The following is a 20,752-nucleotide window of genomic DNA, read 5'->3' as shown; positions in this document are numbered from 1 at the left end:
TAACCTGAAAACGTTAAAAAACATTTATGACCTCGGAGGCGGAGTTGATTTCGGGTTGCCTTTTGCACGACCGGGTTGCCCAGCGGCAGCTTTACGATCGCTATAAAAAGGCCATGTATACCCTGGCCTACCGGATCACAGGCGATTTCGACGATGCCAACGATGTATTGCAGGACGCATTCCTGGAAGTGTTCAGGCATCTGGACCAATTTCGCGGCGACGCAACATTGGGTGCCTGGATCAAACAGATCGTCGTCCGGAAGTCGACCAAAAAGAAGAAGCTGGTGATCTGGCAAAATGTGGACGAATACCCGGGTGAAAATATCAACTGGGCCGAGGCAGACATCAATGCGGCGCATCTGGAGACAGCCGTGCTTTCACTGCCCGATGGTTTCAGGACAATTTTCGTTTTGGCGGAGGTGGAGGGCTATACCCATCGCGAGATTGCAGTCATGCTTAATATTTCCGAAGGGACTTCCAAATCGCAGTTACACCATGCCAAACGAAGATTACGCAGCATGTTAACTTCAAGATGAGAAAGATGGAGAACAACCAGGATATTTTAAAAGCAGCGCTTGCAAAACTCCCGGATTATTTGCCTAGGGAAAATGTCTGGCAAGGGCTCACTGTTCAGTTGGATGAGCTGCCGTTGAGGCAATCTCTGGCGGCACTGCCAGAATACGAACCGGACGAAATGCTGTGGGAAATAATTGTGAGGAAGCCTGCGGTCAGGAGGCGTTCGGTGACCTGGTGGTACGTTGCCGCGGCGATGGCTTTTGTGAGCCTGGCAAGCATCGGATTTTTCAAAAATCGCAATGCACAGCGGATTTCGTACTCGCAAGAAACAGTTGACAAACGCCTGCAAACCGACGCGACACAGATTACCGACGAAAAATATGAAAAGCTGAAAGCCTATTGCGAAACCGAAACTTTGGTTTGTAACAGCAAGGATTACAAAAGATTACAGCTTGAATATGAGAAACTCAATGCGGCAGCAGAACAATTGCAGCAAGCCATTGGGGCTTACAATACCGAACCCGAACTGATACGGCAATTCAGTATGGTGGAAGCACAAAAGGCCGAAATACTGAATGAAATGGCCAAAATGATTTAAAAACAAACGACATGAAACCGTCCAAACTTCTTTTTCTGAGATATCTCTCCGGGGTGATTTCAATGCTGATCATCAATACCGCGTCGCGACAGGCAACTGCCCAGGGCGTTCTGCAGGTAGCGACCAAAACCATTGAGAAAACGATAGGTGCGCCCGCTATCCGGACCCTGTACATTACCGCTGAGAAAGCAGACATTGAAATGACGACCTGGGACAAGCCGGACATCACGGTCGTGATGGAGCTTTCTGCCCGGCATCCCGACAGAAGCACGGCGGCCAGCGATCTCTCGAAAGTGCAGTATATAGCAGACCGTAACGGAAGAGATTATTTTCTACGCAATTATATCGTGCTGAAGGAGGGCGAAAGCAAGCCGGTTTCGAACCTCAAAGCGAGGTATATCATCCATCTTCCATCATCATGCGCGGTCGATCTCAAAAATTCTTTCGGGACGATCATCCTCAAAGGGTTGACCAATCAGCTGCAATTGAAAGCCGATTTTTGCACGACCAATCTGGCTGATATCAATGGAAGAGGACAGGTGATCACCACTTTTGGGGAGCTGAAAGGCAATGTGATCTCGGGTACCTTTTCATTTTCCGGTGATCATACCAAAATCCACTTGGTGCAGATCGCAGGCGCAATCAAACTGGACGCAGAATATGGACAAGTTGAGATCTACCCAGCAGTCGGACTTACCAGTCTGGGAATCAGGTCGAAAAAAGCGGAAGTGACTTTGCTGACCAGGAACTGGCAGATCTTCGATTACACGATCCAAAGTGCTTATGCGACCATGAAGCTGCCCAACGGATTTAAATGGAAACGCAATACAGCTGATTTCAAAGAAGCATTCTTCGAGAAAAACCAACTGGCCACCGTCGATATCAATGCCGAGTTTGGCCACGTGACGATCAAATAGGCAAAACTTAAACCACCTTTATGGAAAGAATTCTTCTGTTGCTTTTGTCTTTAAGCATCATTCAGCCGTCCTGCGCACAGGACAGCATTGCCGTCAAGTTCACGCAGGAAGCGGATACACTTGTAAAACAGCGCTTTATCGATCGTTATGAAAATATTTTCATGACCAAAGTGCCGACAAAGCAGATGTTCAAAATTGGCTACTCGGGTTACCAGGGCGCGGGATTCAGATTGGGGTATGAGTACAAAATTTTCCCAAACGTTTCTGTCGAAGCGGCTATCTATACCCAGTCTAATGGTATTTCTTTTGGCGTCGTTAACTTCAATGTTCCGCGCGTACATGTCTGGGGAGCCGCAAAAACGCGCTGGTTTTATCAGATGAATAATCGGGTGGAGAAGGGGCTGAGCGCCAATAATATGAATGGCGGTTACGTCGGAGTTGCTTATGAACAGTTTGTCCATACGTTCGGCGATTTCGGCGGATATATGAAGAAAACAGGACGAGTAGGTCTGTTATATGGTTTTCAGAGCAGGTTTTTGAACCACGGCTATGCAGATATTTCCATCGGATTATTCAACAAAGCGGCCTGGAACGACGGTGACCAATACTACCTCGCAGGAAACCAGCGATATTCCATCAGGGATTTTGTCCTGACGACCCAATCGTCCATTGGAATTGCATTGGGTGACTGGAAATCCAGGAAGGTTCCTACTTGCGATGTTTTTTTATGCGATGAACAAATCCGGGACCAATGGAAATTTCAACTTCCCGATATCACAATTGGTCGTAAAATGCAGACCATTAATGGCAGTCTGGCATATGAGCGCAAAATTGCGGATAGCCCTTTTTCATTGGAGGGAAATGTAAATGGCTGGTTTTTTGGTCGGAAGTTTTCTGATATCGTCCAAAGTCAATCCTACGTAAATGGCGGGCTGCAATTGCGGTATTACTATTTGCAGAAAATGCAAATGCGCAGAGGCATCGCTGGGAATAACTTCTCAGGACCTTATGCCAGCATTGGGGCCAACTATTATTTCGCGTGGTACAAAGCAACAAGCTCCATTGAGCAGCTCGGACAACGCAAAGATCAATATTCCATCGCGTCATTCACATTGGGATACCAGCAGCGGTTTTTCAAAGTACTCTTCATCGATGCGTCCCTTTATTACTCCAAAGTCATTGATCCTTCCGTTACAGGTGGGCCGTTCGGCAGGATCTATTCCAAGGCGGCGATTGGCTTTACTTTCTGACAACACTATTCCGGCAATTTTCCTTTGACTACAAAAAATCACCCTGGGGTTTTAATTTATATTCCAAGGTTGCGATTGGATTTACGTTTTAGAAGGATTATGGCGAAGCTGAGCTCGTGGCGCAATCGAGGCAGGCCTGCCGAGAAACGTTGCAAGGCGGTTTGTGCTGAAAAGACTGCGGGAACAATAATTATAGCATCATTACTGGCCGGATTTGTGATGTACGAAACCCCCGGCCGGTGTATATGGACCCGATATCAGACAAAACGATTATTCTGGCAGGCGCAACCGGCGATCTTGGTCAGCGTATTGCTCACTTTTTACTTTTACGCGGCGCAACTGTCAGAGGATTGGTTCGCAAAGGAGGCGCCCCCGAAAAGATTGTTAAACTGCAAGGCTTAGGTGTAAACGTCGTCGAAGTAGATTTTGACAATGCCGAAGAATTGGCAAAAGCGTGTTCCGGAGGCTCCTGTGTAGTGTCCGCGCTATCCGGCCTGAGGGACGTGATTGTAAATATGCAGACCAGGCTGCTGTACGCCGCTATAAAATCGGGCGTTCGTCGCTTCATCCCTTCAGATTATTCCATTGATTTTACCAAATTGCCAAACGGTTCCAATCGTAACCTGGACCTGCGCAGGGAATTTTGTGAAATACTCGATAAAGCCCCCATTTCGGCAACTTCTATCCTGAACGGCATGTTTACAGACCTGCTGAAAGGGGAGGCGCCTGTGGTGTTATCTGGCCCGAAGCTGGTGCTGCACTGGGGCAGCGCCGATCAGCTCATGGATTTTACGACTATTGAGAACACAGCAGAATTCACTGCCGAGGCGGCCATGGATATCCAAACTCCTCGTTTTCTGCGTGTTGCCGGAGAGGTTTCCAGCATGAAAGGGTTGAAAATAGAGGCGGAAGTGGCGACCGGGGAGAAGTTCCGGATTGTGAGGGTTGGTGGCCTGGGTATGCTGGCGGCCATGATCAAAATAGGCAAAACCCTTTTTCCAATGAAAGAGGAAGTATTTCCGCCCTGGCAGGGCATGCAGTATTTGCATAACATGCTGAGCGGGTTGCCCAAACTGGAACCGTTGGACAATGACCGTTATCCGGAAATTCGCTGGACACCGGTACGCGAAGTGCTCAAAAAATAAACAAGGTTAACCCGAACGCATTACCATAAAACATCAAAGGAAAGTTTAGTATGACCAGGACATTACAGATTGCGAATATCATTGCGTTGATGATCACCATTGTCATGAATTATCTGTCCAATACCGGCGTGTTCAATGGAAACACCATGGCGTCGGTGTCGGATTCTTATCATAACCTTTTCACGCCGGCCGGATATGCATTTTCGATCTGGGGGATTATTTATATCGGGCTGGCGGCATTTGTGGTTCGTCAGGCGAGAGGGCTTCTGTACAAAGGAAAAACACCTGCTGTTGTTGGACAAATGGGCTGGACGTTTGTGGCTTCCTGTGTTGCGAATTGCCTTTGGATACTGGCCTGGCTGTACGATTTCACCGGTACTTCGGTGCTGATTATGATCGTATTACTGCTTTGTCTGATCCTCATTGTGTTTCAAACCCGAATGGAGCTGGACCTGATTTCATTCAAAAAGATCGCGCTGGAATGCTGGCCTTTTGCCATTTATCTCGGCTGGATCACCGTTGCACTGGTTGCCAATGTGGCCGCCTACCTCACCAAAATCAGGTGGGACGGCTTTGGGATCCCGGAGGCTAACTGGACCATTATCATGATCGGCATTGCCGCATTGGTCTATATCTTGATGGTCTGGTTCAGGAATCTCCGGGAATCGGCCATGGTAGGCGTTTGGGCGCTGGTGGCTATCGCTGTGGCTCACTGGGAGGGCAGGCAGGTGATCGTTTACGCGGCTATCTCGGCTGCCGTACTGATTTTTATCAATGTAAGCGTGCACGGCTATCTGAATAGGGGGCGACGGTTTACCATCAGAAATAAGCCTGTCTGAGCCGGCGAAGCAATTGCGCGTTTGGCCCCTTTATGACGCAGTGATGGCTGAAAAGTTTGGTCCGTTCAGCACAGCATTCGCCAATTGGCCCACATGCCTGTACGCCTTGTTGAAAAGAAACGGCCCCATGCTGATCCGCTTCACTCCCAGCTTTTCCAATTCACTGAAATAGGGCAGATCGGGCATACACATGACATTGATCGGCAACCGTGTGGCTTTTACCACCTCTTTAATATCGTCCGAACGAGTAATGCAAGGAACAAAGATCCCGTCGGCACCGGCATTCTCGTAGGTTTTGATACGGGCAATTGTTTCTTCCAGTGCGTTGGGCATACCGAGCAAAAAGCCGTCTGTACGAACATTCACAAATATTTTAAGATTTTTCCGGTTGAGGTGATCGGTGACGGCGGAAAGGATTTTTTGAAAATCATCAGGCGACTGCAGCTGACGGTTTGGGCCGGGAACGGAATCTTCGAGGTTGATACCCACCACACCGGCATCGTGCAGTTTCGTGATATTTTCGGTGATCCTGGCGATATTCCTGCTGTAACCTCCTTCTATATCCATTGAAAAAGGAATATGGACAGTCGCAACAACGCTCCGGGCTAATTGGAGCAAGATTTCAAACGGCAATTGCTCGCCGTCCTCGTACCCATGTGTCAGTGCGACGGCCTGGCTGGATGTCCCAATGGCCTGATAACCATTTGCTTCGAAGGCCTTTGCGCTTGGAATGTCCCAGATGTTTCCCAGCAAAAGCGGGGCTGCGTTCCGGTGTAACTGTGAAAATGTTTCGAAAGAACTCATACTGCGTTTGTTTAAATCATGGAGATAAACAAAGTTAAGCCGGGTCCTTTTGTCAAAATTGGACGGATCGGAACAGTCGTCAATCAGGGCAGCATGACCTGATTGACGGGGAAGTTTTTTTCGAGATAAGCAGAGGGCGTAATGCCGGTGAATAATTTGAAGTCTCGTATGAAATGGGATTGGTCGAAGTAACCGGCATCGTATGCGATGGACGTCAGCGGCAACTCGTTTTGGGAAAGCAGCCTGAGGCTGAATTGGAACCGGTTTATTTTTTGGAACGAGATCGGCGAAAGCCCGGTATGGCTGTAGATCAGTTTGTGCAGGTAGCGGGAAGATATGCCATGCTTTGAAGCGATCCGACCAATGCTGTTTCCGCCTTGGCCGGTTTCGAGGCCGGATAGAATGTGGCCGACTTTGCTGATCATGAATGCCCTGTTCTCTTTATCCCTTAGTCTTTTTAAAAGGAAGCTTTCGATGAGAGCGATTTTCTGATGAACATCCCGGGTTTCGAGCAGCTGCGCATGCAATATGGCGGCCGTTTTTCCGATTACCTCGCCGAAGTCAGAAACGTGCTCGTTGAATGTCCCAATTTCGTCGTCCAGCAAAAATGCAGCCGAATGTGGGAAGAATCTGATACCGAGCATGCAATGCCTGCCTGTTGACCTCACAACCAGTGGCCGCGTGATTTGTCCCCAGAGTTCAATGGGAGCGTTTTTGGAAAAAATCCCGGATTCCTTAGTCTCCCAGATACCCTCACCGAGATTGAAAATCACCTCCATGTCGCCGCTCGGAAATACGGTGTCCTCGAATGCAATGTCGGCATCCGACTCGAACAGATAGTAATGCCTGACATAAGGCGTTAAAATTTCGGACGGGTTATAATGCTTGAATTCCATATATCGCAATGATCGGGTTTTTACCAATGATTGACAAAGAAATGGCTCGTCCCGGCCAACAAATTGTATAAATCGGCCCTTGGCTGATGTTTGATCACATTGAGAAGGAGGCGGGGTCGTTCCCCGGCAAGGCAATACGGGGGCGTTTCAAATGATAATTAGTTTTGGACGGTTAATAAGCGTACCTTAGAAGATGGATAACAAATATGAGGAAGGTTCAATGATTACTGCCATCGAGGCGCCGTCAATCCAATTAATCATTATCCACTATATCAAAAGGATCTATTATTGCGAGCGGATCGGCGATGAGACACATCAATTGCTTTCTTATTTTGAGAGAGAACTTATTGCCCCGGTGCAGCCATAGAGCATTAAATGCAACAAAACAGTTATGAAACCAACCCCGGAGCAACTAAGGGACTTTTTTAAGTCAGAAGCATTTCACACGGATCACCTCATCGGGTCCGATTACGAGCAGGCCATACAGGAGTTTTATCGTCGCTTTTACCCGGAATCTGATTTCGCCAAGCCAGTGCCTAATCCACGGAAGTGGCAGACTACCTACGTAAGGAAATACTCTGTCAAAGTTTTTCTGAGAACAAAAGACGGGAACATTCATCACGTTATTTTCAAGCAAGGTTCCGGCGCGAACCAGATCCTCAATTTTGACGGGTCGGCCTGGGAAGGAGACCACAACATGCTGGATGTGTGGCAGGAATATTATGAGTCGGACCAGAGCTTTGAATTGAGGCACGGCTGAAAACGCAAACCGCAGGATCGAATAATGAGCAAAATTTATCCCTTCGCATGGTCGGCCAAGGGATTTTTTATTGGTGTTTTGCGTATATATCGCTACGTTCCTAATTCCGTTTTATTTCCCCTTGTCCTGGCATGAGGGATCAACCGTTGCGGTGATTTTCATCTCCCTGTAATATTTCCTTGAGTTTCAGCGCACTGTCCACACCGAGTTTAGCAAAAATAGCAGCTTTAAAGGTGCTGATGGTGGACATGTGCAGCCCTGTCTTTTCAGCGATGGACGAAGTGCTCAACCCCTGGATCAGGTAGTTGGCAATCTGGTTCTGACGGGGCGTCAGGATGTCCTGTTTTTTGAGGGTTTTGTAGTTTTCTATCAGGTAACCAAACAGAAATTCCATATGGTCCGGGCTCAGGTAACGTTTGCCACCGATGACAGTTTGCACGCAGGTGACCAGCTCAATCAGGTCTTTGCGTTTTGATAAATAGCCATTAACGCCTGATTTCAGGTAATCTATCACCACATCCGGCTGGATTTCTTCGCCGAAAACGATCAGGAAAGCAGACGGAAAATGCGTCTTTACAGCTTCAATCGGGTCCAGTGTTTCTTCCTCGAAATCTTCGTTGATCACCAGGATAAAAAGATCCGGTAAAGCAGACTGACTATTTTTTTGCTCGAATTCGGTGAGATTTTTGGCGTCAATGATCTGAAAATGACTCAGATGTTCCCTCAGAAGTACCGCAAGTCCCATTCGCATAACAGGGTGTGTATCCAGGATGACAACAGTAGGAGAAGAAACGGTAGGAATGAGCATGGGTAAAGGTAGCTGCTAAGCGCGCAACTACACTATTTAGTTTTCAAAAGGCTACATATTACCCAGTAAATATATTGTTAAGTTACTCATTATTAGTTTATTGTCGTCTTTGTTGCTGTGAAGTAAATCTCAGATATTGTTGTGTTCTAGGCCTGTTTCAAACCTTGTTGCTGTATACATAAAATTAATACTAGAAGATGTTACATTTTGTTTTGTCTTAAATTCAAATAAAACGGGGTGCCCGTCGTTTCAAATATAAGAAACGACTTCCTGACCAGACTCAGATTTAAAACTCTCCCTCTCTCTCAACTGGTCTTTCGACCAACGAGTTTTAAATCCAGGACTATGAAACCTCAAGAAAGAATTAAATTTATCGCCCAAGACAAAAGCCTGTTTTTCCCGACATTAAAAAAAAGGGTCGATCAGTATTTCACAGAAAACAACAAATCCAGGTTTGCGAACAAAACGATGGTCGTGAAAACGGTGGTCTTGCTATCGGCCTACGTTTTTCCTTTTCTGGCCTTGCTAATTTTTATGCCTCCCTTATGGGTCAGCCTGTTTCTCTGGCTGATTATGGGTATGGCAATATCCGGAATTGGAATGAGTGTCATGCACGACGCCAATCACGGAGCATTTTCCTCCAATCCTACTGTGAATAAATGGCTTGGCAATACGATCAACCTTGCCGGCGCCGGTGTGATGAACTGGAAACTGCAGCACAACATACTCCACCACACCTACACCAATATCGCCAGGGTAGACGAGGACATCAAGGACCGGGGGGTCATCAAACTCTCACCCTATGAGCATGTCCACCGGTACCATCGTTTTCAATGGTTCTATGCGTTTTTCTTTTACTGCATACTGACCTTGTATTGGGTCGTTCTTAAGGACTTTATTCAGTACCGGACGTTCATCAAATCGGGGATCAACCGCCAGTCGGCAGGAGAAAACCGGCAGATGCTGGCCGGCCTCATCGGAATAAAAATGGTGTATTTTGCCATTCTTTTTGGCATGCCGGTGTTTGTGTTTCACATCCCGTTCGCAAACGTCCTGATGGGCTTTCTGCTGATGCATTTCACTGCCGGGCTGGTATTGACGGTTATTTTCCAGCTCGCTCATTCTGTTGAAGGGACCATGCATCCGCTACCCAATGAAAAGGGTATCGTCGAAAAAGACTGGGCCATTCACCAGATGGAAACGACGGTCAATTTCTCTCCGGGCAATAAATGGCTGAGCTGGTATATCGGCGGACTGAACTTTCAGATAGAGCACCATCTTTTCCCGAAGATATGTCATGTGCATTACCCGAAACTGGCGCCGCTGGTGCGGCAGACCGCAAAAGAATTTGGCCTGAACTACCTGGAAAACAAATCTTTTTTGATAGCTTTAAAATCTCACATAAATAGTTTGAAGAGGTTTGGTGCCCCGCACTTTAATGAAGCGATCGATTAGTACGGTCGCCGGGCGCATATCTTAAGAGCTTCCCATTTTCCGCCATGTCCTTTTTGATCTCGCTGTACCATAAAACTTCGTATGCCTACGATCGTCCGGTTTTTCTTTCACCTCATCTTTTTCGGCTGAAACCCGCTGCACATTCGCCATCGGTCATCAACGGCTATTCTTTTCACATCCTCCCGGCTGCACATCAAATTCACTGGCAGCAGGATGTGAGCGGCAACTTTGTTGCAAGGGTTGATTTTGACGGGCCTATGCAGGAAATGTCCGTAGAAATCAGATTGGAAGCGACACTAACGCCTACCAATCCCTTCGATTTCCTGATCGACGACTATGCCACATCAGCCCCGTTCTTTTATCCCCCGCAAACCAGGAACGACCTCTGGCCGTATTTCGAAATTACCGATTATGGTCCGATGCTTTCGTCGCTGGTGGACCGTGCCCGGAATTTATCGGGAGACACCATTAGTTTTTTGGTGAATCTTAATAATTTGATTTTCAATGAGATTGCATACAGTACCAGAATGGAGGAGGGGGTGCTGACCAGCGAGCAGACATTGCAGAACGGCATCGGCGCCTGTCGCGACACGGCCTGGCTGCAAGTGCAGGTACTGCGCCATCTGGGGCTGGCGAGCCGTTTCGTATCGGGATACCTTGTTCAGAATTTGGGAACAGGCGGTATCGGTTCGGTGGATTTGCATGCCTGGGCCGAAGTGTATATTCCCGGCGCAGGCTGGATCGGCCTGGACGCTACAAGCGGCCTGTTCGCAAGCGAGGGGCATATTCCACTCGCATGCAGCCCGAGGCCGAAAGATGCCATGCCGGTTACCGGCACCACCACACCCAGTATATCCACGATCTCCTACGAGCATACGGTTTCGTATCAGGTAGTTTAGCGAGGCCAACGATAGGTTATTACCAACAACATGCACCGCTGTACGAACGCAGGTCGCCGGTGACAACACCGGCAACAGCATTTCAGAAAGTGGGGTTTGAGCCGAGTATACAGGAAGCAAATTCTGTTTTTGAGGTTATCACGAAAGGACTCAGGCATGTTTTTGAAAAACAGGATTACATTTTGGCTCTCGCTCGCATTAACCTGCGGATTGATCAATACAGCAAATTCCCAAACTACAGACAAAGTAACGATTGAAGTAGACCTGGCCAAGTCAAAAGGCCCCGTCAGGCCCGTTTGGGCGTGGTTTGGTTATGACGAGCCTAATTATACTTACATGAAGGATGGCAAAAAGCTGCTTTCCGAAATTTCGCAACTCAGCAAAGTGCCTGTTTATGTGAGGGCCCACAGCCTGTTGGTGACCGGGGACGGGACAGCCGCCCTGAAATGGGGGTCTACCAATGCCTACACCGAAGATGCCAGCGGAAAGCCAGTTTATGACTGGACAATCGTGGACAAGATCTTCGATACTTACATAGAGCGCGGCATGAAGCCGATTGCGCAGATTGGCTTTATGCCCGAAGCATTGTCTTCCAAACCGCAGCCTTACCGCCATTTCTGGAAACCGGGGGATAATTACAACGATATCTACACCGGGTGGGCTTATCCTCCCAAGGATTATGTCAAGTGGGCCGAACTGGTATTTCAATGGGTAAAACATTCAGTGGCGCGGTATGGGCAGAAAGAAGTGGAGAGCTGGTATTGGGAACTTTGGAACGAACCGAACATAGGCTATTGGAAGGGCACTACCGAGGAATATATCAAAATGTACGACTACACCGCCGACGCGGTCAAACGGGCACTTCCGTCTGCAAAGATCGGCGGGCCCGAAACCACAGGACCTTCATGGGATAAGGCGCAGGCATTTTTGAAAGCTTTTCTGCATCACGTCACTTCCGGGAAAAACTATGTGACGGGTAAGACAGGCTCACCGATCGACTTCATAACTTTTCATGCCAAAGGCGCCCCCAAGGTTGTGGACGGCCATGTGCAGATGAACATGGGGACCCAATTTCGTGATATCGATAAAGGCTTCGAAACGGTGGCGTCCTATCCTGCATTGAAAAAATTGCCGATCATCATAGGCGAATCTGACCCCGAGGGATGCGCTGCCTGCTCGGAGGACCTGCATCCGCAAAATGCTTACCGGAACGGAACGATGTATTCGAGCTACACCGCCGCTTCTTTTGCCCGAAAGTCTGACCTGGCCGAAAGCCGGGGCGTTAACCTGCTGGGAGCGGTGACCTGGGCCTTTGAATTTGAAGATCAGGCCTGGTTCCGCGGGTTTCGCGACCTGGCTACCAATGGGGTCGATAAGCCGGTATTGAACGTTTTCAGGATGTTTGGGATGATGGAGGGGAACCGCGCCGAGGTGAGGCAAAACCTGGCTTATGATTTCAAAAAAGTGCGGGACGAAAGTGTGCGCGGGGCAGCCGATATCAACGCTTTTGCAACAAAGGATACAAAGTCTGCTGCGGTGATGGTCTGGAATTACCATGACGACAATGTGGCCGGCCCAGATGCGGAGATAACCATCAAAATAAACGGATTACCATCGCAAAGGCTATTGATGCAGCACTACCGCATCGATAACCAAAATAGCAATGCCTATGAAGCATGGAAAAAAATGGGTTCCCCGAAAACCCCCGCCGCGGAGCAGGTCTCCGAGCTTGAAAAAGCCGGGCAATTGCAGTTGCTGACCTCACCGGAATGGATCAACCCGAAAGACGGAAAGGCGGACATCCACATTGTGCTTCCGCGCCAGGGCGTGTCGCTTTTGAAATTCAGCTGGTAGTGCAGCCAACGCTCGGCGTTCATCACTGGCGCCTTAATCGATCAAGGGGCTTTGCGTTGTACTTTAAGAAATAAGCCTTCGGGAGCTTGGGGTAAACCAGGCAGAACGGCTCCCTCGTTCCACATTATCAAATTGTGAACACGGTTCAGGTATGGATTCACTTTCTAATTTTGTGGTGCCAGTTTCTTGTAACATGATGAACAAACTTTTTATACTTGCCTTTTTCGCCCTTGTTTTATTGGATGTGCGGCCCGCCAGCGCACAGGATGTAAGCAGGAAACATATCACGACCATCGCATTTGGTTCGTGCAGCGATCAGAAACGCCCGCAGCCTCTATGGGATGATATCGTAAACCAGAAGCCCGACCTCTGGATCTGGCTGGGCGATAATATCTATGGGGATTCGGAGAGCATGGATACGCTCAGGGCCAAATACGATCTGCAGAAGTCCAACCCGGTTTATACCCAATTGCGGAAGTCAACCACGGTTATCGGTGTTTGGGACGACCATGATTACGGTGTAAACGACGGCGGGAAAGAGTATCCAAAAAGGAAGGAAAGCCAGCAGGTAATGCTTGATTTCATGGATGTCCCGGCCAACAGCCCGCTTCGTAAGCGAGAAGGAAGTTACTCGTCGCACGTTTATGGCACCAAAGGAAAAAAGGTAAAAGTGATCTTGCTCGATGGCCGGTATTTTCGCGACCCTCTGAAAAAAGAAGACAAGGTGAATGTACCCGATCCGTCGGGCGATATGTTGGGAGAAGCGCAATGGAAATGGCTCGAAAGCGAATTGACAGGCTCCGATGCGGACATTCATCTGATTGGGTGTGGGGTCCAGTTCCTGGCCGAGGAGCACGTTTATGAAAAATGGGCCAATTTCCCGACCGCCCGGAAACGCTTTCTGGACCTGCTGAGCAAAACCAAACCCAAGGGCGCGATGCTCATCAGCGGAGACCGCCATATTGCCGAAATCGCAAAAACATCCATCCCGGGACTGAATTACGATCTTTTTGATATCACCAGCAGCGGCCTAACCCACGTTTCCAAACCGCACGAAGAACCCAATAAGTACCGCGTGGGAACGATGGTCGCCCAATTGAACTATGGTCTGATCACGATAGACTGGAACAGCAAGCCACTTAAAGCAACAGTCAGGATTAACGGGGATAACCAGGCTACCTACCTCACGCAGGAGATCCGGTTTTGATGATACGGGGAAAAGAATCTGCGGCTATTGTTTTGTGACTTCCAGTTCCTCGGGCGGTTCCGCGCTTCCTCACTTTCAGGATTGATTGCCAAATCCTTTTCAAACCATACCATAGTATCTTCTTTTCACCCCTGGATTTCATAGATTCGTAAACGGCTGGTTTCCAAGAAAGTCCATGGAGATCCAGTCGATGTAGTAATGTCCGGTGTCCTTTTTCATGACCTTATACTCGGCAACGGCAGCGCGCCTATGGAAGCGATCATCGATTCCATCACTTGATGCGCCGGTCTTTTCGAAGCAACCGGTTTGTCCTACAATACCTTCATCAGGTTGGTTGCAATGCCGAAAAAGTGAGTGGGAGAACTGTTGCACGCGAATAGGATCATCAACCTTTTTTGTTGTGAGCCAGTGCCGGATGGCAGACAAATGCTAAAATGGACAAGGTCGCGAAGGCGTATTTTTTCATTGATTTGAGATAAAAGACAAAATCATTCGAAATAAAAAAGCACGTTTTACTGAACCGTAAAGGATGTTGTCGCGCGGGCACACGTGGCATGTATATTGTTGAATATGTTGATTATCAGCAAAAAGCTCCCGGATTACGCCGGGAGCTTTTGCATGGTTAAATAGAGAGAACGTTGGTTTATTCGCTTCTCAAAGAGGTCACCGGGTTTGTCAATGCAGCTCTGATACTTTGGAAACTGACTGTGAGCAATGCAATAAACAATACGGCAACGAAGGGTATCAGGAACAGCCACCATTGGATGTCCGTCCGGAATGCGTAACTGTCCAGCCATCGACCGACGGCAAACCAGGCGAGCGGCGTCGCGATCACAAAGGAGATGGCAACCAGGATCACGAACTCCCGGTACAGCATTTCAACAATCGCAAAAACCGACGAGCCCAATACTTTCCTGATGCCGATTTCTTTGGTGCGCTGCGCGGTTGTGAACGAGGCGAGCCCGAATAATCCGAGGCACGCGACCAGGATCGCCAGACCGGTAAAAATGCCGAATACCTGCCCAAACCGTTGATCCGCCCTGTATTGCGCATTGAAACGGTCGTCGAGGTATTCGTATTCAAACGGATTCCCCGGGAAGAATTTGTTCCATTCTTCCCGAATGCCCGAAACTGCGCTGCTGGCTTCCCCACCCGTGAGCTTGACAGAGAAATAACCTCTCAAATCGGGGATCAGACGCAGGATCAGCGGTTCATAGGCGTCCCTCAAGGATTGCTGGTGAAAATTATCGGTCACGCCGACCACCGTGAAGGTGTCGCCCCAGAAATCGATTTCCTTTCCGATCGCGTCCTCCGGATTGCTGAAGCCCAATTGCTTGATCGCCATTTTGTTGAAGATCACAGCCTTTGGATCGCTACCGAACTCTTTGGAAAAATTACGCCCCGCGATCAGTTTGAGGTCGTACGTTTTCAGGAAATCGTAATCCACGCCAATGACCCGGTATTGCCTGCCCTGACCTTCGTCGGTCCCTTTCAGGCGTATCCCGCCGGCGTTCCAATCTGATGCCTGGCCCGGGACTACCGTGGAGGCGGTGATGCCTTTGATGTTCGATTTTCTCAGGAGTTCAGCCTTAAAGGCGGCGAGCTGGCGCATAAAAGTGGAGTCTTCGGCCACAATAGGCGGATTGATCACCAACGTCTGATCGATGTTGATACCCAGGCTCTGTGCCCTCATATAGCGGATCTGCTGGAAAACGGCCAGTGTGCCGACCAATAAGAACAGGGATGCGGCAAACTGGAATACCACTAGCGACTTCCGGAGCACGATGCCCTGGCGTGTCGCCAAAACTTTTCCTTTCAATACTGCAACTGGCTTGAAGCCCGAGAGCACAAAAGCAGGATATAAGCCGGAAAAGAATGCGCCTACTATAAACAAGCCGACCAATGGAAGCCAGAACATTTTGCTGCGGAGCAAGGCAAAGGACAATTCCTGCCCGGATATTTCATTGAATTTGGGTAAGGCCAAAGCCACGAGTACCAGTGCCAGGATTACCGCAAACCCATTAAGCAGAACGGATTCTGTCATGAACTGGCCGATCAGCTGTCCGCGCAAAGAGCCGACAGCTTTGCGTACACCTACTTCCTTTGCCCGGTTGATGGCCCGCGCCGTAGCAAGGTTTACATAATTGACCCAGGCAATGACGACAATGAAGAACGCAATCCCCAAAAGGAGGTATACGGTTTTGCCGTCGCCGTTGGGTTCGGCTTCCATCATTAGGTGCGAATACAAGTGAATGTCCCGGAGCGGCTGCAAAAGATATACGGCCGCCGACCTGTATTTTTTATGATCTGCACCTGCCAGCTTGTCTACCAGGGCCGGGAACTTTGCTTCCAGGGCTTTGGTGTCCGTTCCGGGACGAAGCTTGATATACGTTAAGCAGCCATCCCACTGCCATGCGGTTTCGGGGTCGTCGGGTTTTACATCGGCCAGGAATGTCGCGTAGGATACCAGCATTTCCGATTTCAGGTGCGTGTTGGCAGGCATATCTTTGTACACGCCTGTTATTTTCAAGGGTTTCCGCTTATTGCCGCGAACGGTTTTACCTAATGGGTTTTCGTCGCCGAACAGCCGCTTGGCCACGGATTCGGACAGTACAATTGTATTGGCCTCGGAGAGCGCAGTCTTCGGGTTCCCTAGGATCAGGGGATAGGAAAACAGGGTGAAAAAAGACGAACTCGCCAGGTAATACTTCTCTACCTTGATGCTGCGATCGCCGTAGTCGAGCAGGCTCTTTCCCCGACCGAGCAGTTTCACATAATCCTCCACTTCGGGATAAGCTTCTTTGAACGAGTTTCCGACCGCATAGGCCCCTGCTGCCCACTGGGTACTGAGCTTGCCCTCATTGTAGCGGTCCTGCTGGACGCGATAAATCTGGGCGCCGTTCTTGTGAAAGTTGTCGTAGCTTAATTCAAATGCAACGTATTGCAAAATAAGTATGCACGCGGCAACCCCCAACGCAAGACCTATGATGTTGATGGCCGAGAAGGCTTTGTTGCGGAGCATGTTCCGCCAGGCAATTTTGAAGTAGTTTCTGATCATGGTTATGAATGGTATCGATCCAACGTACGAATAAAATCGTACCTGTAATTTAAATATTTAATTTTCAGATAGTTGATCTGTTTTTCTGACTCGAAGCTGTCCGGTTTTGGACATTTGAGATCGCTATCGGACGGTTACTTTTTGATAATAAATGAAGTATCAAAAAAAATATGCACGACATAAGAAACGTTTCTTAGTTTTGTAAGAAATCTTTCTTATGTTTGCTTGATGAAAAGCAAAACGGAAAAAAGCGAAGGCAGCCAGGAGCCCACCAAATCCGAACTTGAAATTCTTCAGGTGATCTGGAAATTCGGGCCGTCCACTGCGCGGTTTGTCAACGACCACCTGAACCAGCACAAACGGGCGGTCATCTATATGTCGACCCTGAAGCTGATGCAGATTATGGTAGAAAAAGGACTGCTTACAAAGGATGAAAGCCAGATGAAGCATGTGTACCAGGCCGTGCAGGAGGAATCGAAAACGAAAAGCATGCTGCTGGGAAAGGTGGTCGACACGATTTTCAATGGCTCGGCCGGTAGCCTGATGATGCAGTTGCTGGGTGACAAAAAAATGTCGGACCAGGAAATGGAAACTTTCAAGGAGTTAATCAAAAAGATAGACCAGAAATAACAGATCCGATGGGGACATCATTTTTAGCCCGGTTGCTTGCAGAGCCTGCGGTCAGCGCGATTTGCTGGACGTTGATCCATTCGCTCTGGATTGGCATGTTCATTGCGGGAGGAGCGGGCGTGATACTCATGGCAACGCAAAAATCAGCTTCTCCACTGCGTTACAGACTTTTATGTGCCTGCCTGCTGATTTTTATTCTGGCGACAGGTCTTGTTTTTCATTTGGAAACCTCAGGCAATGCCGGCTCTTTGATAAGTAAGGACAGTGTATACAGCCAGCCGTCGACTGACACCGGGCAGGCAGGCCACACCGTTTTCAAAACTGAAAATTCGGAGATGCTCAGCCAGCTTACCGGTTTTATAGACCGCCAGTCTGCCCTGATATTTGTGGTCTGGTTTGTGTTTTTTGTTTTTAAAAGTACGCGGATGGTGGTAGGCGTCCTGTACATCCACCGCATCAGGACGCGTCACGTGCATCCGGCAGGAACACATTGGGAAGGGAAACTCAAGGAATTGAGCAGAAATCTGGGTGTCACAAAAAAAGTCGCCTTTTTACAGTCGGAACTAGTGAGAGTGCCGGTAACGGTGGGTTATCTGAAACCCTTGATCCTGGTCCCGGTGGGAATGATTTTACAGCTTCCCTATGAGCAGATAGAAACGATTTTGATTCACGAACTGGCGCATGTCCTGAGAAAGGACTATCTCGTAAACCTGCTTCAAAGTGTCCTGGAAACGGTTTTTTTCTTCAATCCTGCCCTGTTATGGCTGTCGGCGCTGATCCGTGAGGAGCGGGAAATATGCTGCGACGATATTGTGCTGGCTCATACAACCGGCAAAAGCAATTACCTGGAAGCGCTGCTTGCCTTCCATCAATATGATAACGAACCTAACAAACTGAAGATGGCATTGAGCCTGCGGGGAAACCAGTTGATCAACCGTTTGAAACGAATCATTAACCAGGAAAATAAACGGATCAGTATCATGGAAAAAATCGTATTGTTTGCAGGAGTGCTGGGGATCAGCGCATTTTGTTATCTGTCGGAACCAGTCCAAAACCGGGGAAAGGCAGGATTGTCGTCTGTTATTGAAAAAACGCCCAGGAAGCCAGTGAAGTCTGACGGCGCGGCGGTAATTCCAAAGGAGGTTGCCAGCCCGGCTGTAGCATCGGCCACCATGGGGAAAGAGCGGAGCAGGGAACTTGAATTTGTCGGGCACATGGAGCATGTGTCGGGAGCGGATACTGCCTACAAGTTTAAAAGCATTCGTGTTGAAGAAACCAATGAGGGTATGTCCAATCGTGACATGACGGTCAGGGATGACAAAAACAATGTATATGAGCTTAAAGTCAGCAATGGAAAACTGACCAGCTTAGAAATCAACGGGGTAGGGGTACCGGAAAGCGACCTCGGCAATTACGAAGTTCTTTTGACGGAGGTCGACAGGGCCTGGAACAATGCCAGGGACAGCAAGATGCGGCTGATCGAGGAGAAAAGAATGATATCGGAAAAAGAAAGGGCGCTACGCAGGGAAAATCTCAAGAAAGCGCACCTCCTCCGCTTCTCCGAAGCAGATGCCGGTTTCAAAAATGGACTTGTCTTTAAAAAGGAAACTGACTTTAAGAAACGCGACATTGTTTTTGAACAACGCGATAAAGATTTCAAAAAAGGAGTCATTGATTTCAAGCAAAAGGATTTTGGCTCTGCGGAAAAAATACTGTTTAAACCGGATAAGGACGCGAAATTGTGGCGCAAGGAGGAGGAACGTATTAAATGGGACGGGCGCAAAAAGGATCTGGACTTGAAGAGAAGCGGCGAAGTATTTGCAAAGCATAGCCCTTACGGGATCAAAAGAATGCCTGAACCAAATGATATTTCGGCGGACCAGGCGAGGGTCAGGGGAATCATTGATGCACTGGTGGATAGCAAGGTGATCAGCAACAAATCAAATCTGGAATGGTTTGGGCTGAGTGAAGAGGAACTGATCGTGAACGGCCGGAAACAACCTGCGGAGTTGCAGCAGAAATTGAAACGGGAGTATAACATTACCGAAGGGCAGGGACTTTATTACGGGCCTGTAAAAATGACCGGAAAGGGCGTTTTTCTGGATAAGGGTGATTTATAAGGCGCAGTTGTGCAAATGAAAAAGCCCGTTGGCAGTCTGCGAACGGGCTTTTTCAGTTTGTGGATAGCGCGGGAATCAGTTTTTAGGGACGTCCTTCACAGCGGTGATGGGAAATTCGCCGTCCTGAGAAACGATCGTTCCGTTCAGCTTTTCGCCTTCCTTGTTCATGGTGATGTCGAGGATACCTCCCTGAAAGTCCAGTTTGAATGTGACTTTTCCCTGGTCTACGGTCAGTTCCTTCATTTCTGATTTCTCGCTCTGTCCGAGGTAACCTGTGAGTTTACCGTCTTTTTCTTCAAATGTCATAAAACCCGTCTCGTATTCGGGCGGAACATTGGAAACGGTGTATTTCCAGGTTCCGACGAGCTCATGCGCAGTAAATGCTTTTTTTGCGGCAAATGAAAATAAGCTTGCCACGATCATGACCAATAATAAATACTTTGCTTTCATCTTTAAAATGGATTAGATAGTTTTAGTTGCCGGCTACTGGATATGGGCGGCAGTTGCAGTCAAATTTAGAAAAATTAGTGCGCCGCACAAATCCCGTAATGTCATATTTTTAATTTGTTAATTGATACTATACCCGGATAAAATGGAAATAATATACGTTTCTGACCGCATTCCAGCCATTGAACAGATCATCGGGCTGTACGGCAGGGCTGGTTTGCCCAGGCCTATCGGGGATGCCGGGAGGATCCGGAAAATGTTTGAGAACTCCAGCCTTGTTGTGACGGCCTGGGACGGCGACAAGCTGGTCGGCATTTGCCGCTGTATTACGGATTGGGCCTGGTCCTGCTATCTGGCAGACCTTGCTGTGGATCCGGATTACAAAAAGAGCGGCATCGGCAAAAGAATGACTGAACTGACCAAAGAAAAAGTAGGGGAGCAATGCATGATCCTGCTTCTTTCCGTTCCTACCGCTTTTGAATATTATCCTAAAATCGGTTTTGCAAAAGAAGACCGGGCATTCACAATTTACCGGACCCAATAGCATGC

The 20,752-nt window shown here is 48.4% G+C and carries 20 protein-coding genes; 15 read left to right on the top strand and 5 right to left on the bottom strand.

Annotated features, from left to right (window positions below; translation table 11 throughout):
• The first annotated feature begins 26 nt into the window (after positions 1-26).
• From AC1XUF_RS07390 to AC1XUF_RS07365, 6 genes are all read left to right on the top strand, one after another.
• Positions 27-536, top strand: a complete 510-nt coding sequence (locus AC1XUF_RS07390) for an RNA polymerase sigma factor (protein ID WP_483341040.1) — start codon at positions 27-29, stop codon at positions 534-536.
• A complete protein-coding gene (locus AC1XUF_RS07385) occupies positions 533-1,114 on the top strand; it encodes a hypothetical protein (protein WP_483341039.1) in 582 nt (193 codons plus the stop codon). Before AC1XUF_RS07390 ends, AC1XUF_RS07385 begins: the two co-directional genes overlap by 4 nt.
• Before the next feature lie 11 nt (positions 1,115-1,125).
• Positions 1,126-2,031 carry a hypothetical protein gene (locus tag AC1XUF_RS07380; RefSeq protein WP_483341038.1) on the top strand — a complete coding sequence of 302 codons (906 nt, stop codon included), beginning with the start codon at positions 1,126-1,128 and terminating at the stop codon, positions 2,029-2,031.
• A 20-nt stretch (positions 2,032-2,051) separates the two neighbouring features.
• The gene (locus AC1XUF_RS07375) at positions 2,052-3,281 is read left to right on the top strand and encodes a hypothetical protein (protein ID WP_483341037.1); all 1,230 of its coding nucleotides are present in this window, start codon (positions 2,052-2,054) and stop codon (positions 3,279-3,281) included.
• 245 nt (positions 3,282-3,526) lie between these two features.
• On the top strand, positions 3,527-4,426 hold the full coding sequence (locus AC1XUF_RS07370; protein ID WP_483341036.1) for an NmrA family NAD(P)-binding protein: 900 nt from the start codon (positions 3,527-3,529) through the stop codon (positions 4,424-4,426).
• 50 nt (positions 4,427-4,476) lie between these two features.
• Positions 4,477-5,265, top strand: coding sequence for a tryptophan-rich sensory protein (locus tag AC1XUF_RS07365; RefSeq protein WP_483341035.1), 789 nt, complete (start codon positions 4,477-4,479; stop codon positions 5,263-5,265).
• A 30-nt stretch (positions 5,266-5,295) separates the two neighbouring features.
• Here the strand turns inward: AC1XUF_RS07365 and AC1XUF_RS07360 are convergent, their stop codons facing one another.
• Together AC1XUF_RS07360 and AC1XUF_RS07355 are read right to left on the bottom strand one after the other, a co-directional pair.
• Positions 5,296-6,069, bottom strand: a complete 774-nt coding sequence (locus AC1XUF_RS07360) for an isocitrate lyase/PEP mutase family protein (protein WP_483341034.1) — start codon at positions 6,067-6,069, stop codon at positions 5,296-5,298.
• Positions 6,070-6,152: 83 nt separating this feature from the next.
• The gene (locus AC1XUF_RS07355) at positions 6,153-6,965 is read right to left on the bottom strand and encodes a DUF6597 domain-containing transcriptional factor (protein ID WP_483341033.1); all 813 of its coding nucleotides are present in this window, start codon (positions 6,963-6,965) and stop codon (positions 6,153-6,155) included.
• Positions 6,966-7,158: 193 nt separating this feature from the next.
• Between AC1XUF_RS07355 and AC1XUF_RS07350 the strand changes: the two genes are divergently transcribed.
• Both AC1XUF_RS07350 and AC1XUF_RS07345 read left to right on the top strand, forming a co-directional pair.
• Positions 7,159-7,332, top strand: a complete 174-nt coding sequence (locus AC1XUF_RS07350) for a hypothetical protein (protein WP_483341032.1) — start codon at positions 7,159-7,161, stop codon at positions 7,330-7,332.
• A 24-nt stretch (positions 7,333-7,356) separates the two neighbouring features.
• On the top strand, positions 7,357-7,725 hold the full coding sequence (locus AC1XUF_RS07345) for a hypothetical protein (RefSeq protein ID WP_483341031.1): 369 nt from the start codon (positions 7,357-7,359) through the stop codon (positions 7,723-7,725).
• Between the two features lie 139 nt (positions 7,726-7,864).
• On the opposite strand, the gene AC1XUF_RS07340 is transcribed toward AC1XUF_RS07345, so the two are convergent.
• On the bottom strand, positions 7,865-8,533 hold the full coding sequence (locus AC1XUF_RS07340; protein ID WP_483341030.1) for a LuxR C-terminal-related transcriptional regulator: 669 nt from the start codon (positions 8,531-8,533) through the stop codon (positions 7,865-7,867).
• A 345-nt stretch (positions 8,534-8,878) separates the two neighbouring features.
• On the opposite strand from AC1XUF_RS07340, the gene AC1XUF_RS07335 reads away from it, so the two are divergent.
• The 4 genes from AC1XUF_RS07335 to AC1XUF_RS07320 all read left to right on the top strand — a co-directional run bounded on the left by AC1XUF_RS07335 (position 8,879) and on the right by AC1XUF_RS07320 (position 13,948).
• Positions 8,879-9,988 (top strand): fatty acid desaturase family protein, encoded by a 1,110-nt coding sequence (locus tag AC1XUF_RS07335; protein ID WP_483341029.1) that lies wholly within the window; start codon positions 8,879-8,881, stop codon positions 9,986-9,988.
• A gap of 44 nt (positions 9,989-10,032) precedes the next feature.
• Positions 10,033-10,887 carry a transglutaminase family protein gene (locus tag AC1XUF_RS07330; RefSeq protein ID WP_483341028.1) on the top strand — a complete coding sequence of 285 codons (855 nt, stop codon included), beginning with the start codon at positions 10,033-10,035 and terminating at the stop codon, positions 10,885-10,887.
• Between the two features lie 156 nt (positions 10,888-11,043).
• The gene (locus AC1XUF_RS07325) at positions 11,044-12,741 is read left to right on the top strand and encodes a GH39 family glycosyl hydrolase (protein WP_483341027.1); all 1,698 of its coding nucleotides are present in this window, start codon (positions 11,044-11,046) and stop codon (positions 12,739-12,741) included.
• Positions 12,742-12,937: 196 nt separating this feature from the next.
• Positions 12,938-13,948, top strand: coding sequence for an alkaline phosphatase D family protein (locus AC1XUF_RS07320; RefSeq protein WP_483341285.1), 1,011 nt, complete (start codon positions 12,938-12,940; stop codon positions 13,946-13,948).
• Between the two features lie 643 nt (positions 13,949-14,591).
• Here the strand turns inward: AC1XUF_RS07320 and AC1XUF_RS07315 are convergent.
• Positions 14,592-17,006, bottom strand: a complete 2,415-nt coding sequence (locus AC1XUF_RS07315; RefSeq protein ID WP_483341025.1) for an ABC transporter permease — start codon at positions 17,004-17,006, stop codon at positions 14,592-14,594.
• A 228-nt stretch (positions 17,007-17,234) separates the two neighbouring features.
• On the opposite strand from AC1XUF_RS07315, the gene AC1XUF_RS07310 reads away from it, so the two are divergent.
• Both AC1XUF_RS07310 and AC1XUF_RS07305 read left to right on the top strand, forming a co-directional pair.
• Positions 17,235-17,636 carry a BlaI/MecI/CopY family transcriptional regulator gene (locus AC1XUF_RS07310; protein ID WP_483341024.1) on the top strand — a complete coding sequence of 134 codons (402 nt, stop codon included), beginning with the start codon at positions 17,235-17,237 and terminating at the stop codon, positions 17,634-17,636.
• A gap of 8 nt (positions 17,637-17,644) precedes the next feature.
• Positions 17,645-19,756, top strand: coding sequence for a M56 family metallopeptidase (locus tag AC1XUF_RS07305; RefSeq protein ID WP_483341023.1), 2,112 nt, complete (start codon positions 17,645-17,647; stop codon positions 19,754-19,756).
• Positions 19,757-19,831: 75 nt separating this feature from the next.
• Here AC1XUF_RS07305 and AC1XUF_RS07300 read toward each other — a convergent pair whose 3' ends face one another.
• Positions 19,832-20,206, bottom strand: a complete 375-nt coding sequence (locus AC1XUF_RS07300; RefSeq protein WP_483341022.1) for a hypothetical protein — start codon at positions 20,204-20,206, stop codon at positions 19,832-19,834.
• Between the two features lie 142 nt (positions 20,207-20,348).
• Here AC1XUF_RS07300 and AC1XUF_RS07295 point away from each other — a divergent pair, with 142 nt between their 5' ends.
• Complete coding sequence (locus AC1XUF_RS07295) at positions 20,349-20,747, top strand: GNAT family N-acetyltransferase (protein ID WP_483341021.1); 399 nt, start codon at positions 20,349-20,351, stop codon at positions 20,745-20,747.
• The last annotated feature ends 5 nt before the right edge of the window (positions 20,748-20,752 follow it).

It is taken from the genome of Dyadobacter sp. HNCC25DJ185, from assembly GCF_056895195.1.
Note: the sequence above shows the minus strand (reverse complement) of the source record. Positions and strands in the feature narration are given on the sequence as shown.

Coding starts and splice junctions, on each gene's coding strand:
- AC1XUF_RS07295 (WP_483341021.1), top strand. CDS start 20,349: ATGGAAATAATATACGTTTCTGACCGCATTCCAGCCATTGAACAGATC.
- AC1XUF_RS07380 (WP_483341038.1), top strand. CDS start 1,126: ATGAAACCGTCCAAACTTCTTTTTCTGAGATATCTCTCCGGGGTGATT.
- AC1XUF_RS07310 (WP_483341024.1), top strand. CDS start 17,235: ATGAAAAGCAAAACGGAAAAAAGCGAAGGCAGCCAGGAGCCCACCAAA.
- AC1XUF_RS07320 (WP_483341285.1), top strand. CDS start 12,938: ATGAACAAACTTTTTATACTTGCCTTTTTCGCCCTTGTTTTATTGGAT.
- AC1XUF_RS07330 (WP_483341028.1), top strand. CDS start 10,033: ATGTCCTTTTTGATCTCGCTGTACCATAAAACTTCGTATGCCTACGAT.
- AC1XUF_RS07365 (WP_483341035.1), top strand. CDS start 4,477: ATGACCAGGACATTACAGATTGCGAATATCATTGCGTTGATGATCACC.
- AC1XUF_RS07315 (WP_483341025.1), bottom strand. CDS start 17,006: ATGATCAGAAACTACTTCAAAATTGCCTGGCGGAACATGCTCCGCAAC.
- AC1XUF_RS07375 (WP_483341037.1), top strand. CDS start 2,052: ATGGAAAGAATTCTTCTGTTGCTTTTGTCTTTAAGCATCATTCAGCCG.
- AC1XUF_RS07370 (WP_483341036.1), top strand. CDS start 3,527: ATGGACCCGATATCAGACAAAACGATTATTCTGGCAGGCGCAACCGGC.
- AC1XUF_RS07325 (WP_483341027.1), top strand. CDS start 11,044: ATGTTTTTGAAAAACAGGATTACATTTTGGCTCTCGCTCGCATTAACC.
- AC1XUF_RS07345 (WP_483341031.1), top strand. CDS start 7,357: ATGAAACCAACCCCGGAGCAACTAAGGGACTTTTTTAAGTCAGAAGCA.
- AC1XUF_RS07355 (WP_483341033.1), bottom strand. CDS start 6,965: ATGGAATTCAAGCATTATAACCCGTCCGAAATTTTAACGCCTTATGTC.
- AC1XUF_RS07335 (WP_483341029.1), top strand. CDS start 8,879: ATGAAACCTCAAGAAAGAATTAAATTTATCGCCCAAGACAAAAGCCTG.
- AC1XUF_RS07305 (WP_483341023.1), top strand. CDS start 17,645: ATGGGGACATCATTTTTAGCCCGGTTGCTTGCAGAGCCTGCGGTCAGC.
- AC1XUF_RS07390 (WP_483341040.1), top strand. CDS start 27: ATGACCTCGGAGGCGGAGTTGATTTCGGGTTGCCTTTTGCACGACCGG.
- AC1XUF_RS07385 (WP_483341039.1), top strand. CDS start 533: ATGAGAAAGATGGAGAACAACCAGGATATTTTAAAAGCAGCGCTTGCA.
- AC1XUF_RS07360 (WP_483341034.1), bottom strand. CDS start 6,069: ATGAGTTCTTTCGAAACATTTTCACAGTTACACCGGAACGCAGCCCCG.
- AC1XUF_RS07340 (WP_483341030.1), bottom strand. CDS start 8,533: ATGCTCATTCCTACCGTTTCTTCTCCTACTGTTGTCATCCTGGATACA.
- AC1XUF_RS07350 (WP_483341032.1), top strand. CDS start 7,159: ATGGATAACAAATATGAGGAAGGTTCAATGATTACTGCCATCGAGGCG.
- AC1XUF_RS07300 (WP_483341022.1), bottom strand. CDS start 20,206: ATGAAAGCAAAGTATTTATTATTGGTCATGATCGTGGCAAGCTTATTT.